This window comes from Janibacter corallicola NBRC 107790 (assembly GCF_001570965.1).
Lineage (GTDB): Bacteria > Actinomycetota > Actinomycetes > Actinomycetales > Dermatophilaceae > Janibacter > Janibacter corallicola.
On record NZ_BCSR01000037.1, the window covers coordinates 13,155 to 27,305 of the forward strand.

Below are 14,151 nucleotides of genomic sequence, written 5' to 3' on the forward strand. Positions count from 1 at the left end.
GAACCGGGTCAGCCGCCGAACTCGTCGAGGCCCTTGCGGGCCTGGTCGAGCAGCATCTGGTGGCTCCGCTGCTGCTCCCGCAGCTTCGTGGCGGAGGACTGGTCCCCCTCGGCCTCGGCCGCGGCGGCCTCCTCCTCCAGCTCGCCGATGCGCGACTGGAGCTGGGTGACCATGGACGCGGCCCGGTCGGACTTCTCCGGGTCGGTCGCGGACCACTTCTTCTCCTCGGCATCGCGCACGGTCTGCTCGACCCGGCGCATGCCCTTCTCCATGCGGTCGATGTCGGCACGGGGCACCTTGCCAGCCGCCTCCCACCGCTCCTGGATGTCGCGCAGGGCGGCCTTGGTGCGCTCGAGGTCCTTGACCGGGAGCAGTGCCCTGGCCTCCTGCAGCAGCCCCTCCTTGACCTCGAGGTTCCCGCGGTAGGACTCGTCCTCGATCGCCGCCTGCTCGTCCTTGGCGTTGAAGAAGTGGTCCTGGGCGGTGCGGAAGCGCTGCCACAGCCGGTCGTCGTCGGAGCGGCCGGCCCGACCGGCGGCACGCCACTGGCTCATGAGGCGCTTGAAGGCACCGGCGGTGGCATTCCAGTCCGTGGAGGTGGAGAGCCGCTCGGCCTCCTCGACGAGCCCCAGCTTGACCTGCTTGACCTCGCCACGGACCTGTTCCAGACGGGCGAAGTGGGCCCGGCGGGTCTTGTCGAAGCCGTTGCGGGAGCGGGAGAAGCGCTTCCACAGCGCATTCTCGACGTCCTTGTCGAGGCGGACCCGGCCGCGCTGGTGGGCCTTCCACTCCTGAAGCAGCTCACGCATCCGCGTCGTCGACTGCTTCCACTGGACCTTCTCGACGGGCTGGGCCGCGATCTGCTCGGCCTCCTCGACGATCGCCTCGCGCTCGAGGGTCGCCTGCCGCTTGGCCTCGGCACGGTGGGCCTGCTCCTCGCGCCGCTTCGTCGCCAGGCCCTCGTCGATCTCGGCGACGAGCTTCGCCAGCGCGGGGAGGTCGCCGACGACGTTCGGCTGCTCGGAGTGCTCACGCAGCGACGTCAGACCGTCGGCGATCTCCTTCGCGGAGACCTCCGGGGAGTCCAGGCGCTGGTGCAGCAGCGCCGCCGAGGCGTACAGCTCGTCGTACTTGCGGGCGAAGTACTGCAACGCCTCCTCGGGCGTGGCGTCGGGGTAGGAGCCCACCTCGCGCTCGCCCCCGTCCTCACGCACGAAGACTCGTCCCTGCTCGTCGACGCGGCCGAAGGCCGCGGAGGCGCTGTGGTCGCCCACGGCCGCCGGGGGTTCCGGGGCCGGGGCCGTGCTGGGGCGGGTGGGAGCCAGGCGAGCCAAGGCTGCCGGCGAGGGCGCCGCGGGGCGCGGGGCGTCGTTGTCGTCACTCACACCTGTGAGGTTACCCATTCACGCGCCGCGTGAGGGGTCCCACGTAGGGTTGAGCCGTGCTGACGATCCCCTTCCCGGCCCAGGCCTTCGGTACCAACTGCTACGTCCTCGCCGACGCCCCCGGCGAGGAGTGCCTCGTCGTCGACCCCGGGATCGGGATCGAGGAGACGCTGCGGGAGGTCCTCACCGAGTACCGCCTCAAGCCCGCCGCCGTGCTCCTCACCCACGGCCACATCGACCACGTCTACTCCGTGACGCCCGTCTGCGGCGGCGACCTGGCGGCCTACATCCACTCCGAGGACCGCTACCGGTTGAAGGACCCCCTGGGCGACTCCTCGCTCGGGGACCAGCTGACCGGGATGCTGGAGCAGCAGTTCGGCAAGAAGGCGACCTGGCGCGAGCCGGAGCGGGTCGTGGAGATCACCGACCAGGAGCGGGTGACCGTCGCCGGCATCGACCTGGACGTCGTGCACGCGCCGGGCCACACCGAGGGATCGGTGATGTTCGCCCTGGACCGGGTGCCGGAGGGCGTCTCGGGAGACGTCGAGGTCGACCGGACGCTGCTCACCGGTGACGTGCTCTTCGCCGGCTCGATCGGCCGGACCGACCTGCCGGGCGGCTCGATGGCGGACATGCAGCGCTCGCTGCGCGACGTCGTCCATCCGCGCCCCGACACCAGCCTCGTCCTCCCGGGTCATGGACCCGCCACGACGCTGGGCCGCGAGAAGGCGAGCAACCCGCACCTGCAAGGACTGTCATGAGCGCCCGGAGCACGAAGATCACCCCCATCTCGGGGTTTCCCGAGTACCTGCCGCAGCAGCGGATCGTCGAGCAGCACTTCCTCGACGTCATCCGCTCCACCTTCGAGCTGCACGGCTTCCCCTCGATCGAGACCCGCGCCGTCGAGCCGGTCGAGCGCCTCGTCGGCAAGGGTGGGGACGCCGACAAGGAGATCTACGGCGTGCACCGCCTTGCCGGTGACGACGAAGGGGGCGGGCCCGAGAGCGAGCTCGGCCTGCACTTCGACCTGACGGTCCCCTTCGCCCGGTACGTGGTGGAGAACGCCGGCAAGCTGAACTTCCCCTTCCGGCGCCACCAGATCCAGAAGGTGTGGCGGGGCGAACGACCCCAGGAGGGGCGCTATCGCGAGTTCACCCAGTGCGACATCGACGTCGTCGACGTCGGCGAGCTCTCCGGCCACTTCGAGGCCGAGATGCCGCTCGTCATGGCCGAGATCTTCGCGAAGCTGCCAATCCCGCAGATGGTCATCCAGGTCAACAACCGCAAGATCCCCGAGGGCTTCTACCGGGGCCTCGGGATCGAGGACGTCGCGGGCACGCTGCGGATCGTGGACAAGCTGGACAAGATCGGCCCGGAGAAGGTCGCCGCCCTCCTCGTGGAGGCCGGGCGCACGCCCGAGCAGGCGCAGGCCTGCCTGGACCTGGCCGCGATCCGGACCGAGGACTCCTCCTTCGTGGACCGGGTCCGCGCCCTCGGTGTCGAGCACCCGGTGCTGGAGGAGGGCCTCGCCGCGCTGTCGGCGGTCATCGAGACCGGCCGCGTCGCGGCCCCCGGCGCGATGGTCGCGGACCTGCGCATCGCCCGCGGGCTCGACTACTACACCGGGACGGTCTACGAGACCCAGCTCGTGGGTCACGAGTCCTGGGGTTCCTTCTGCTCCGGCGGCCGCTACGACGAGCTGGCCAGCGACGGGAAGAACACCTACCCCGGCGTCGGCATCTCCATCGGCCTCTCCCGCCTGCTCGGCCTCCTGCTCGGCAAGGGGCTCGTGACGGCGAGCCGGAAGACCCCCTCCGCCGTGCTCGTCTCCGTCGCCGACGAGGCGAGCCGGCCGGCCTCGGTCGCCGCCGCCACGGCGCTGCGCGCCCGCGGGATCCCGTGCGAGGTGGCACCGACAGCCGCGAAGTTCGGCAAGCAGATCCGCTTCGCCGACCGACGCGGCATCCCGTACGTGTGGTTCCCCGACGCGGGAGAGCACGGCGACCAGGTCAAGGACATCCGCTCCGGCGAGCAGGTCGATGCCAGGGCTGACACCTGGCAGTGCCCCGAGGAGGACCTGCACCCCTCGGTGGTCGCGGTCGAAGAATGACCACCCGGCAGCGGCCTGTCGGGCACGGTGCCCGTCTAGACTCCCGAATGTGGTCGCGACCACCCGTGGGCACAATGGGGTGTCCACGGCACCACCCGCGGCGATGACCGGCACGCCGAAGGGTGCCAGCAGCGCCCCCATGGAGCGGGCCGTGCGGACCTGGCTGACCCACCTGGACGTCGAGCGCGGGGTCTCGAAGCACACCCTGAGCGCCTACACCCGCGACTGCCGGCGCTACCTGGCGCACCTCGCGGCGCAGGGCGTGACCGCACCCGACCAGGTGCGTGAGGACCACGTCACCGGGTTCCTCGCGGCCCTGCGCACCGGGGACGGCGAGCACCCTCCGATGGCCACGAGCTCGGCCGCGCGGTCCCTCACGGCGGTGCGCGGGCTGCACCGCTTCCTCGCACTGGAGGGCGAGACCGTCGACGACCCGGCCCGTGAGGTCGCTCCGCCGACGCCCACCTCCCGCCTGCCCAAGGCCATCGGCCTGGACGAGGTCACCCGGCTGCTCGACGCCGCCGGAGTGGGGGAGGGGGCACGCCCCCTTCGCGATCGGGCCCTGCTGGAGGTGCTCTACGGCACCGGGGCACGGATCTCGGAGGCGGTCGGGCTCGACGTCGACGACGTGGACCCGCAGGTCGGCGCCGTGCGCCTCCTCGGCAAGGGTGGCAAGGAGCGCGTCGTCCCGATCGGCTCCTACGCCGTCGAGGCGGTGCAGGCCTGGCTGGTGCGCGGGCGCCCCGAGCTGGCCGGCAAGGGCCGCGCCGGGCCGGCACTCTTCCTGGGCCTGCGCGGACGCCGACTCTCCCGGCAGAGCGCCTGGGCCGTCCTGCAGGCCGCCGCGGGGCGGGCGGGCCTGACCCAGCACGTCTCCCCGCACACGTTGCGCCACTCCTTCGCGACCCACCTGCTCGAAGGGGGAGCAGACGTGCGAGTCGTCCAGGAGCTGCTGGGCCACGCGTCGGTGACCACCACCCAGATCTACACGGCCGTGGGCATCCAGCAGCTGCGCGAGGTCTACGCGCAGAGCCATCCCCGTGCCCGCTGATATCGTCGTCGCTGATCAGCGTGAGGCTGACCGACCGCGAGACGCGATGGAGTGATCCGACTGTGGCATCCGAGGTGACGCCGCCGCTCGACATCGAGCACACCGAGGCCCAGCGGGGCCCGACCGGGCGACCCCTGCCCACGTTCCCGGACCCGACCCCGCTCGACGGCCACGGCCCGGCGCGGATCATCGCGATGTGCAACCAGAAGGGTGGCGTCGGCAAGACGACGACCACGATCAACCTGGGTGCCGCACTGGCCGAGTTCGGCCGCCGGGTGCTCCTCGTCGACTTCGACCCCCAGGGTGCCCTCTCCGTCGGTCTCGGCGTGCCCACCCACACCCTGGACACGACGATCTACGACCTGCTCGTCTCCCGCGGGCACGACATCCACGAGATCGTCCAGACCACCTCCATCGACGGTCTCGACGTCGCGCCGGCGAACATCGATCTCTCGGCCGCGGAGGTCCAGCTCGTCGGTGAGGTCGCCCGGGAGCAGATCCTCTCCCGCGTGCTGCGCCCGGTGCAGGACGAGTACGACGTCATCCTCATCGACTGCCAGCCGAGCCTGGGCCTGCTCACCGTCAACGCGCTGACCGCGGCGCACGGGGTGATCATCCCGCTGGAGACCGAGTACTTCGCGATGCGTGGCGTCGCGCTGCTCGTCGAGACCATCACGAAGATCACCGACCGGCTCAACCCGGCGCTGACCATCGACGGGATCCTCTCGACGATGTTCGACGGGCGCACCCTGCACAGCCGTGAGGTGGTGGGCTCGGTCGTGGAGCACTTCGGTGACCAGGTCTTCCACACCGTCATCTCCCGGACGGTGAAGTTCCCCGACGCCACCCTGGCCGCCGAACCGATCACGACGTATGCCACCGGCCACTCCGGCGCCAATGCCTACCGGCAGCTCGCCCGTGAGCTCATCTCGCGCGGCGGGGCGCCCTGACGGCCGTGACCGAGGCCGACGCGACGGTCCCCGGCGGCGTCATCACCAAGAGGAGCCCGGAGCAGGCCTTCACGGTCCACCTGGACAACTTCGAGGGGCCCTTCGACCTGCTCCTCGGGCTCATCAGCAAGCACCAGCTGGACATCACCGAGGTCTCGCTCGCCCGGGTCACCGACGAGTTCATCGCCCATCTGCGCGCGTTGCGGGAGAGCGCCCCCGACCTGGACCTCGGTGAGACGAGCGAGTTCGTCCTCGTCGCCGCGACCCTCCTGGACCTCAAGGCCTCGCGGCTGCTCCCGAACACCTCGGAGGGCGATGAGGAGGACCTCGAGCTCATCGAGGCGCGCGACCTGCTCTTCGCCCGGCTGCTGCAGTACCGGGCCTTCAAGGACGTCGCCGCCCACTTCGAGGAGACGATGGCCACGAGCGGCCTGATGACGCCGCGCCAGGCGGGGCTCGAGCCACACCTGGCCGGCCTGCTGCCGGAGCTGGTCATGAACGTCACGCCCACGCAGCTGGCGACGGTCGCCGCCCGGGCACTCACCCCGAAGGCGCCCGAGGAGGTCGGCGTGTCGCACCTGCACGCCCCGACGGTGAGCGTGCGCGAGCAGGCGGTCCTCGTCGTGGACCGGCTGCGTCGCACCGGGACCGCCTCCTTCCGTGAGCTCGTGCGCGACGCCGACTCCACCCTGGTCATCGTCGCCCGCTTCCTGGCGCTCCTGGAGCTCTACCGGGACCAGCAGGTGGCCCTGGACCAGCCCGAGGCGCTCGGCGACATCGACGTGCGGTGGACCGGCAGCGAGGAGGGGGACCTGCAGGTCGGTGCCGAGTTCGACGAGGGGGACCCCGCCGGTGCCCCGGAGGAGGAACACGATGAGTGAGCACACCCCGCCCGAGGAGGACGTGCAGGTCGCCTTCGACGTCGGCGAGCTGCCGGGCGGTCCGCGGGCGGCCATCGAGGCCGTCCTCATGGTGGTCGAGGAGCCGGTCACCGACGCGGCGCTGGCCTCGGCCCTGGAGCTGCCCGTCGAGGAGATCCGTGAGCACCTGCGGGCCCTCGAGGCCGACTACGCCGACGGGGAGCACGGCTTCACGGTGCGTGCGGTCGGCGGGGGCTGGCGCTTCTACAGCCATCCTGCCCACGCGGCGGTGGTCGAGCGCTTCATCCTCGACGGGCAGCAGTCCCGTCTGACCACCGCGTCGCTGGAGACCCTGGCCGTCATCGCCTACCGCCAGCCGATCTCCCGGGCCCGGGTCGGTGCCGTGCGCGGCGTGAACGTCGACGGCGTCGTGCGCACCCTGCTCACCCGCGGCCTGATCATCGAGGTGGACAAGGACCCGGAGTCGGGGGCGACGCTGTACGGCACGACCCCGTACTTCCTCGAGCGGATGGGTCTGAACCACCTCGACGACCTGCCCCCGCTGGCCCCCTACCTTCCCGACGAAGCAGCCCTCGAAGACATCGTGAGTGAGGCCCGCCCATGACACCGCCCCGCAACAGAGCCCCCGGCAACGGTGGTCGCCCGCCCCGCAGGGGAAGCCGACCGGCGAAGGGGGCCGGCCGCCCCCGGCGGGGGCAGCCGCAGCGCGGGACCCCCGGCCGGACCCGTTCCGGACAGCCCGGTCAGGCTCCGCGGGAGAAGCAGGGCCCCCGGGTGGATGTCCACACGCCCGACGGCATCCGGCTGCAGAAGGTGCTCGCGGGGGCCGGCATCGGTTCCCGGCGCGCCTGCGAGCAGCTGATCGCCGAGGGCCGGGTGATGGTGGACGAGCAGGTGGTCACCGAGCTGGGGGTGCGGATCGACCCCCTTCGGCAGGTGGTGCACGTCGACGGCGAACGGGTGCAGCTGGACGAGTCGCGGGTCTACCTGGCCTTCAACAAGCCCCGCGGGGTCGTCACGACGATGTCCGACGACCTGGGCCGGATCAACGTCGGTGACTACGTCGTGGACCGGCCCGAGCGCCTCTTCCACGTCGGGCGCCTGGACGCCGACACCGAGGGGCTGCTGCTGCTGACGAACGACGGCGACCTCGCCCACCGCCTCCAGCACCCGGCCTACGGCGTGCTCAAGACCTATGTCGCCGAGGTCCCCGGGCCGATCCCGAAGGACCTGGGCAAGCGGCTGCGCGAGGGCGTCGAGCTCGAGGACGGGCCGGCCGCCGTCGATTCCTTCCGGGTCGTGGACTCCCGCCCCGGCAAGGCCATCGTCGAGATCATCCTGCACGAGGGCCGCAAGCACATCGTCCGACGACTGCTCGAGGAGGTCGGCCACCCGGTGGTCAGTCTCGTCCGCACCCAGGTCGGTCCGATCGAGCTCGGCGGCACCAAGTCCGGGCGGTGGCGTGGCCTCTCCCGCGACGAGATCGGCAAGCTGTACAAGGCGGCCGGCCTGTGACCGCGAGCCCGGACACCCGGCAGGCCGGTGAGGGCCTCCCCGAGGTGCACGTCGTCGGCACCGGCCTGATCGGCACGAGCATCGGCCTGGCGCTGCGTGCGGTGGACGTGGACGTCAGCCTCGCGGACCAGTCCGAGACCACCGTGGCCCTCGCGCGGGACCTCGGTGCCGGCCGGATCACCGGCGAGGTGGACCCGGGTGTCGTCGTCATCGCCGCACCCCCGGACATCTCGCCGCGCCTCGTCCTCGAGGCGCTGGAGCGCTGGCCCGGTGCGGTCGTCACCGACGTCACGTCGGTCAAGCAGGTCATCCACGCCGACCTCGTGCGCGCCGGGCGGGCACTGGACCGCTACGTCGGTAGCCATCCCATGGCGGGGCGGGAGCGCAGCGGGGCGATCAGCGGCAGGGGAGACCTCTTCGAGGGGCGCGCCTGGGTGCTCTGCCCGCACGAGGGGAGCGACCCCGCCGCCGTGGACCTGGTCGAGCGGATGGCCCGAGCCACCGGGGCGGCGACGAGCCGGCTCAGCCCGGCCGACCACGACGCCGCCGTCGCCGCGGTCTCCCACGTGCCCCAGGTGGCGGCCTCGCTCGTTGCTGCCCGGCTGGAGCACCTGAGCGAGCAGGCCCTGGGCCTCTCCGGCCCCGGCGTACGGGACGTGACCCGTATCGCCGCGAGCGACCCGGGGCTGTGGACCCAGATCCTCGCCGGCAACGCGGTCGCGGTCGGCGCCGTGCTGACCGAGATCAGCGAGGAGCTGACCGGCATCGTCGAGGCGCTCACCGAGCTCGGCCGGGAGGAGTCGGTCGCCGACGCGCCGGGTGCACGGGCGGTCCTCGCCCGCGCCATCGCCCACGGCAACGCCGGGCACGCCCGCATCCCCGGCAAGCACGGCGCCGCGACGACCGCCTACGAGGTCGTCTCCGTCGTCGTCGACGACCGGCCCGGCGAGGTGGGCCGGCTGCTGACCGAGATCGGCGAGATCGGGGTCAACATGGAGGACCTGCGCCTCGACCACGGGCTCGGCCTGCCCTTCGGCCTGGCCGAGGTCGCGGTGCTGCCCAGCGCCGCAGGACCCTTGAGCGAGGAGCTGCGGGCCCGGGGCTGGCGGATCCAGGACTGAGACGGGACTAGGCTGACCCCTCGTGACCAGCCGACAGACCCCCTTCGTCATCGCCGTGGACGGCCCCTCCGGATCCGGCAAGTCCAGCGTCTCCCGCGCCGTCGCCACCCGGGTGGGTGCCGGCTACCTCGACACCGGCGCCATGTACCGCGCCCTGACGTGGTGGTGCCGCGAGCAGCGGCTCGACATGGACGACCCCGAGGCGGTGGCCGGTGCCGCGGTGGAGCTGCCGCTCGAGATGGGCGTGGACCCGCAGGCCCCCTTCGTCCGGGTCGGCGGCACCGATGTCGACACGCAGATCCGCAGCAGCGAGATCTCCGGTCTCGTCTCCCGGGTCGCCACCGTCCCGGCGGTGCGCACCGAGCTGCAGCGCCGCCAGCGCGAGCTCATCGCCACGATCGCGGCCGACCGGGGCTCCTGCGTCGCCGAGGGCCGGGACATCACGACCGTCGTGGCCCCCGAGGCACCCGTGCGCGTCCTGCTCACCGCCAGCGAGGAGGCACGGTTGCGGCGCCGCTCCCTCGAGGTGCACGGCGCCGCCGACGGCGCGGCCATCGAGGCCACCCGCGACCAGGTGCTGCGCCGTGACCGGGACGACTCGACGGTCTCCCAGTTCACGGTCGCCGCGGACGGCGTCGCCGTCGTCGACACCTCCGAGCTGGACTTCGAGGAGTCCGTCGAGGCCGTCATGGCGGTCGTGGACGCCGCCCGCGTGGGCTGACCCGCCCGCCGAGCCTGCGACAATCGACGCCACCGACCCGATCAGGAGAGCCGTGGACACCACCCCCGAAGAGAGCACCCCCGACGAGACCGACGTCGAGCGGGTCCTGCGCGCCGGGCTGGAGGACTTCGAGCTCACGCCGGAGGACCAGGCGATCATCGACGGCTTCCAGGAGGAGTCGCTCGAGTCCGTCTCCGGCCCACTGCCGGTCGTCGCCGTCGTCGGCCGGCCGAACGTCGGCAAGTCCAGCCTCGTGAACCGGATCCTGCGGCGCCGTGAGGCGGTCGTCGAGGACACCCCCGGCGTCACGCGCGACCGGGTCGCCTACGAAGGGGAGTGGGCCGGGCGCCGCTTCACCCTCCTGGACACCGGCGGCTGGGAGATCGGTGCCGCGGGCATCCAGCTGCGCGTCGCCGAGCAGGCCGAGGTCGCCGTCGGCATGGCCGATGTCGTCCTCTTCGTCGTCGACGCCGTCGTCGGCCCCACCGATGACGACGAGGCGGTCGTGAAGCTGCTGCGGCGCGCCGGCAAGCCGGTCGTGCTCATCGCGAACAAGGTCGACGACCAGCGCTTCGAGGCCGACGCCGCCGTGCTGTGGAACCTCGGCCTGGGCCAGCCCTGGCCCGTCTCCGCCCTGCACGGGCGGGGGAGCGGTGACGCCCTGGACGCGCTCCTCGAGGTCCTGCCCGAGGTCTCCGCGACCGGCGGCGCGCTGCCGGAGGGGGGCCCGCGACGTGTCGCCCTCCTCGGCCGGCCCAATGTCGGCAAGTCGAGCCTGCTGAACCGCCTCGCCGGCGAGGACAGGGTCGTCGTCGACGACGTCGCCGGCACGACGCGCGACCCCGTGGACGAGCTGATCGAGCTCGGTGGGCGGCCGTGGCGCTTCGTCGACACCGCGGGCATCCGGCGCCGCGTGCACCAGAGCCGGGGGGCGGACTTCTACGCCTCGCTGCGCACCCGCAGCGCGCTGGAGAAGGCCGAGGTCGCGGTCGTGCTCATTGACACCCACGAGCCGATCGCGGAGCAGGACCTGCGGATCATCAGCCAGGTGGTCGAGTCCGGCCGCTCGCTCGTCATCGCGTACAACAAGTGGGACCTGCTCGACGAGGAGCGCCGCTTCTACCTCGAGCGCGAGATCGAGCGGGACCTGCAGCAGGTGGCCTGGGCGCCGCGGGTCAACGTCTCGGCCCTGACGGGCCGGCACGTCGACAAGCTCGTGCCGGCGCTCGACACGGCGCTGGACTCCTGGGACACCCGCGTCCCCACCTCGCGGCTGAACTCCGTGCTCGGCGAGATCTCCTCCGGCCATCCGCACCCGGTGCGGGGCGGCAAGCAGCCACGGATCCTGTTCGCGACGCAGGCCTCGACCCGGCCGCCGCGCTTCGTCATCTTCGCCTCGGGCTTCATCGAGGCCGGCTACCGGCGCTTCCTCGAGCGTCGTTTCCGGGAGGAGTTCGGCTTCGCGGGCTCGCCGATCGAGATCAGCGTGCGGGTCCGGGAGCGCCGGCGCCGCCGCTGACCGCCGGGGTCGGCAGCGGCACCGGGCCGGCAGTGGCAGGTGCCCGTGAGCTGACCTTCTGCCGGGAGAGCGGCGCCCACACCTGGACCGCGCAGAAGGGGGCGCACTGCTCCCCCTTCGTCCCGGCGGTGCCGACGTGCACGCAGCACTGCGCCAGCCGCTCCTCGATCATCGTCTCGATGTCCATGAAGGGCTTGACGCTGATGCGCTTGACCCGCTCGCCCATGAGGCGGCGCAGCCGCTCCTGCTGGCCCGGCAGGCGGGAGGTCACGAGCGTCGTGAGGGTGGACATGCCCATGTCGCAGGTCTGGCAGACCGCCTTCCACAGGTCGGCGACCTGCGGGTGGGAGAGGGAGGTCTGCTCGCTGAGCAGCCCGAGGACGGCCTCCTTGACGACGGTGCGCATCTGCGCGGGGAGTGCCTGGTCGGTGATCCGGTTCGCGACGCTCTCCGGCGCCAGGTCGAGCCAGTCCTTGAGGCGCTCGTGGCCGACGATCGCGGTGAGGGAGCGCCACGTGTCCGAGTCGTCCTTGAGCAGGTAGCCCACCGAGGCGCAGTGCGGGTGGCTGCACGGCAGCGCCGTGAGGTCCTCCCAGGTGACGACGCCGTCGGTCTGCGGTCCCATCCGTGCCAGGACGCCGGTGTGGGTGAGTCGGTCCTGCGGGTCGATGCCGCCGCCGCGCCCCGAGCCGAAGACCGGCTGGATCGAGACCCCGCAGACGAAGGGGGTCGCCAGCGAGCGGTTGATCACGTGGCCGATCTCGTCGTCGTTGACACCGAGGGTGGCGGTCATCGTCAGCGTCGTGAAGACGCCGGCACGGCTCAGCCGGTCGATGGCCCGGTCCTTGTGCTCGCGCAGGTCGCCGCCGCGGTGGTGCATCGAGGACTCCGCCGAGGAGCCGTCGAACTGCAGGTAGACCTCGACGCGCTGCCGGTGGCGGCGCAGCAGCTCCAGCAGCTCGTCGTCACCGGCGATCCGCAGCCCGTTGCTGTTGATGAGGATGCGCACGATCGGGCGCGCCACGAGCTCCTCGATCAGGCGTGGCAGCTCGGGGTGCAGGGTCGGCTCGCCGCCGGAGAGCATGAGGACGTCGAGCCGCTCGTCCTCGCGGGCGAGCCGGGCGTCGACGTTGGCGAGGATCTCCTCGACGGAGGCCACCGCGGTCAGGGCCGGGGCCGAGCCGGCGAAGCACGTGGGGCAGCGCAGGTTGCAGTGCTCGGTGATGTCCTCCAGCAGGATGCAGGTGTGCTGCGTCTGCATCTCCGGCAGGCCGTCGAGGTAGGCCGAGGGGACCGGCGCGAAGTTGCCGGTGACGTCGGGGACGTGCGACTTGGTCGGTGCGGTCCACTGCTCGAGGTAGCGCAGGATCTCCGGGTCCTCGTCGTAGAGGGTGCGGACCAGACCGTGCTGGGGGCAGCCGCGCTCGAGCCAGACACGGCCGTCTCGCTCGGCGAGCCAGCCGCTGAGGCGCCGCACGTCGGCCAGCTCGGTCTCCGGGTGCTCGTGGTGGCAGGTGGGGCAGAAGGCGTTGACGTAGCGGTGGATCCGGTCCCCGCGCAGCGGTCGTCCCGGTCCGGCGTCCGGTTGTGCTGTCCCCATGGACCTCTCTCCTTTGCTCATGCCGACGACAGGCTGACGATCGCGACGACGCAGACCCCGGCACTGGTGACGATCCAGACCCCGGCGGCCACGAGCGCGGCCACGCCCCACCCGCGGGTGCGGTCGATGAAGATCAGGACTCCCCCCACGACCAGCAGGGGCAGGGGCATGACGGCGATGGCCAGCCCGGCGATGCCCCCCGCCGAGAAACCGACGTCCAGCCAGGTCAGGGCCCTGGCCAGCAGGTAGATGAGGACCGGGCCGAGGAAGCCCACCACCCCGCCGATGAGCGTGCCCCAGCCGGAGCCGAGCCCGGTGGTCACGGGTGGCGGCTGTTGCCACGGTGCTTGGCTCATCCGGCCCTCCCTGACGGTTGGCTGCGCACGATGTGGACGCTACGCCAGATCAGCAGCGGGAGCGTGACGGCAAGGAAGAGCTGCGGGCGTGTCAGGTCGAACCAGACGACCTCGTTGCCCCGGACGAACTCCACGAGGATCCGGAAGAGGGCGTACCCCGCGATGTAGAGGGTGAAGAGGTCCGCCGGGTCCTCGAGTCGGTCCCGCCAGTACCAGAGCGCGGCGAGGGCGAGCAGGTGGAAGGCGATCTCGTAGCCGAAGGAGGGGTGCAGCCGGGCTCCCTGCGGTACGCCCCAGGCGGCGGCGTCGCCCGCGGACGCCGCGGTGACCGCCCACGGGAGGTCGGTCGGGGTGCCGGGCAGCTCGGTCAGCAGGCACCCGACCCGTCCGACGGCCATGCCACCGGCGACCGCGGGGGCGAAGAGGGCGCCGGTGCGCCAGCGCATCCGCAGCAGCCGCTTGCCGAGGAGGACGGCGCCGTAGGCCAGGGCCAGCCCGCCCAGGATGCTGCGGTTGCCGTAGGCCCAGTGCACGAGGACCGGGTCGTTGGCATCGAGGTGCACGTGCTGCAGCCAGGTGCCCAGGCGTGCGCCCACGGCACCGAAGGAGATCGCGAGGGCCACGAGCACCCAAACCCGGTCGTCGTGGATGCCGCGGCGTCGTTTCTCGAGCGTGAGGAGCACCCCCGCGGTGAGCACGCCGAGCCCGACCCACAGGTCGTGGGTCATCCCGGGCGTCCACTCCGGGACGGGTGTCGGTGCCATCGCGCTCGATCCTGTCACGGGTGACGAATGCGGGGCAGGGGCGATTGGGAGGGGCCCGGGGTGCTGGGTTAGAGTTGCGACGCTCTCCACGAAGAGAGCCTCGGGCTGTGGCGCAGCTTGGTAGCGCACATGACTGGGGGTCATGGGGTCGCAGGTTCAAATCCTGTCAGCCCGACTC

14 protein-coding genes and 1 tRNA gene are annotated in these 14,151 nt (G+C 72.1%); 11 read left to right on the plus strand and 4 right to left on the minus strand.

Annotated features, from left to right (window positions below; genetic code table 11):
• Positions 1–8: 8 nt before the first annotated feature.
• Complete coding sequence (locus JCO01S_RS12090) at positions 9–1,385, minus strand: DUF349 domain-containing protein (RefSeq protein ID WP_245634427.1); 1,377 nt, start codon at positions 1,383–1,385, stop codon at positions 9–11.
• A gap of 56 nt (positions 1,386–1,441) precedes the next feature.
• Between JCO01S_RS12090 and JCO01S_RS12095 the strand changes: the two genes are divergently transcribed.
• From JCO01S_RS12095 to der, 10 genes are all read left to right on the plus strand, one after another.
• Complete coding sequence (locus tag JCO01S_RS12095) at positions 1,442–2,146, plus strand: MBL fold metallo-hydrolase (RefSeq protein WP_068255971.1); 705 nt, start codon at positions 1,442–1,444, stop codon at positions 2,144–2,146.
• Positions 2,143–3,495 (plus strand): histidine--tRNA ligase, encoded by a 1,353-nt coding sequence (gene hisS / locus JCO01S_RS12100; protein WP_068255976.1) that lies wholly within the window; start codon positions 2,143–2,145, stop codon positions 3,493–3,495. Before JCO01S_RS12095 ends, hisS begins: the two co-directional genes overlap by 4 nt.
• A gap of 103 nt (positions 3,496–3,598) precedes the next feature.
• Complete coding sequence (locus JCO01S_RS12105; protein WP_068255978.1) at positions 3,599–4,546, plus strand: site-specific tyrosine recombinase XerD; 948 nt, start codon at positions 3,599–3,601, stop codon at positions 4,544–4,546.
• A 62-nt stretch (positions 4,547–4,608) separates the two neighbouring features.
• Positions 4,609–5,496 (plus strand): ParA family protein, encoded by an 888-nt coding sequence (locus JCO01S_RS12110; protein ID WP_068255981.1) that lies wholly within the window; start codon positions 4,609–4,611, stop codon positions 5,494–5,496.
• A complete protein-coding gene (locus JCO01S_RS12115; protein ID WP_068255984.1) occupies positions 5,493–6,377 on the plus strand; it encodes a segregation and condensation protein A in 885 nt (294 codons plus the stop codon). The genes JCO01S_RS12110 and JCO01S_RS12115 overlap by 4 nt, the downstream gene beginning before the upstream one ends.
• Complete coding sequence (gene scpB / locus JCO01S_RS12120) at positions 6,370–6,981, plus strand: SMC-Scp complex subunit ScpB (protein ID WP_068255987.1); 612 nt, start codon at positions 6,370–6,372, stop codon at positions 6,979–6,981. Before JCO01S_RS12115 ends, scpB begins: the two co-directional genes overlap by 8 nt.
• The gene (locus JCO01S_RS12125; RefSeq protein ID WP_068255990.1) at positions 6,978–7,892 is read left to right on the plus strand and encodes a pseudouridine synthase; all 915 of its coding nucleotides are present in this window, start codon (positions 6,978–6,980) and stop codon (positions 7,890–7,892) included. The genes scpB and JCO01S_RS12125 overlap by 4 nt, the downstream gene beginning before the upstream one ends.
• Complete coding sequence (locus JCO01S_RS12130) at positions 7,889–9,013, plus strand: prephenate dehydrogenase (protein WP_245634429.1); 1,125 nt, start codon at positions 7,889–7,891, stop codon at positions 9,011–9,013. The genes JCO01S_RS12125 and JCO01S_RS12130 overlap by 4 nt, the downstream gene beginning before the upstream one ends.
• Before the next feature lie 22 nt (positions 9,014–9,035).
• Entirely contained in the window at positions 9,036–9,734 is a 699-nt protein-coding gene (gene cmk, locus JCO01S_RS12135; protein ID WP_068255993.1) for a (d)CMP kinase, read from the plus strand.
• Positions 9,735–9,786: 52 nt separating this feature from the next.
• The gene (der, locus tag JCO01S_RS12140; RefSeq protein WP_068255995.1) at positions 9,787–11,253 is read left to right on the plus strand and encodes a ribosome biogenesis GTPase Der; all 1,467 of its coding nucleotides are present in this window, start codon (positions 9,787–9,789) and stop codon (positions 11,251–11,253) included.
• Here der and JCO01S_RS12145 read toward each other — a convergent pair.
• From JCO01S_RS12145 to JCO01S_RS12155, 3 genes are read right to left on the minus strand one after another with little or no spacing between them, the layout of a single operon-like run.
• Positions 11,216–12,853 carry a radical SAM protein gene (locus tag JCO01S_RS12145; protein ID WP_068255997.1) on the minus strand — a complete coding sequence of 546 codons (1,638 nt, stop codon included), beginning with the start codon at positions 12,851–12,853 and terminating at the stop codon, positions 11,216–11,218. The two genes, der and JCO01S_RS12145, sit on opposite strands and share 38 nt — an antisense overlap.
• A gap of 17 nt (positions 12,854–12,870) precedes the next feature.
• A complete protein-coding gene (locus tag JCO01S_RS12150) occupies positions 12,871–13,209 on the minus strand; it encodes a hypothetical protein (protein ID WP_157074599.1) in 339 nt (112 codons plus the stop codon).
• The gene (locus tag JCO01S_RS12155; RefSeq protein ID WP_068256001.1) at positions 13,206–13,973 is read right to left on the minus strand and encodes a prolipoprotein diacylglyceryl transferase; all 768 of its coding nucleotides are present in this window, start codon (positions 13,971–13,973) and stop codon (positions 13,206–13,208) included. Before JCO01S_RS12155 ends, JCO01S_RS12150 begins: the two co-directional genes overlap by 4 nt.
• A gap of 101 nt (positions 13,974–14,074) precedes the next feature.
• Between JCO01S_RS12155 and JCO01S_RS12160 the strand changes: the two genes are divergently transcribed.
• Positions 14,075–14,148 (plus strand) — tRNA-Pro (locus JCO01S_RS12160).
• Positions 14,149–14,151 lie beyond the last annotated feature (3 nt).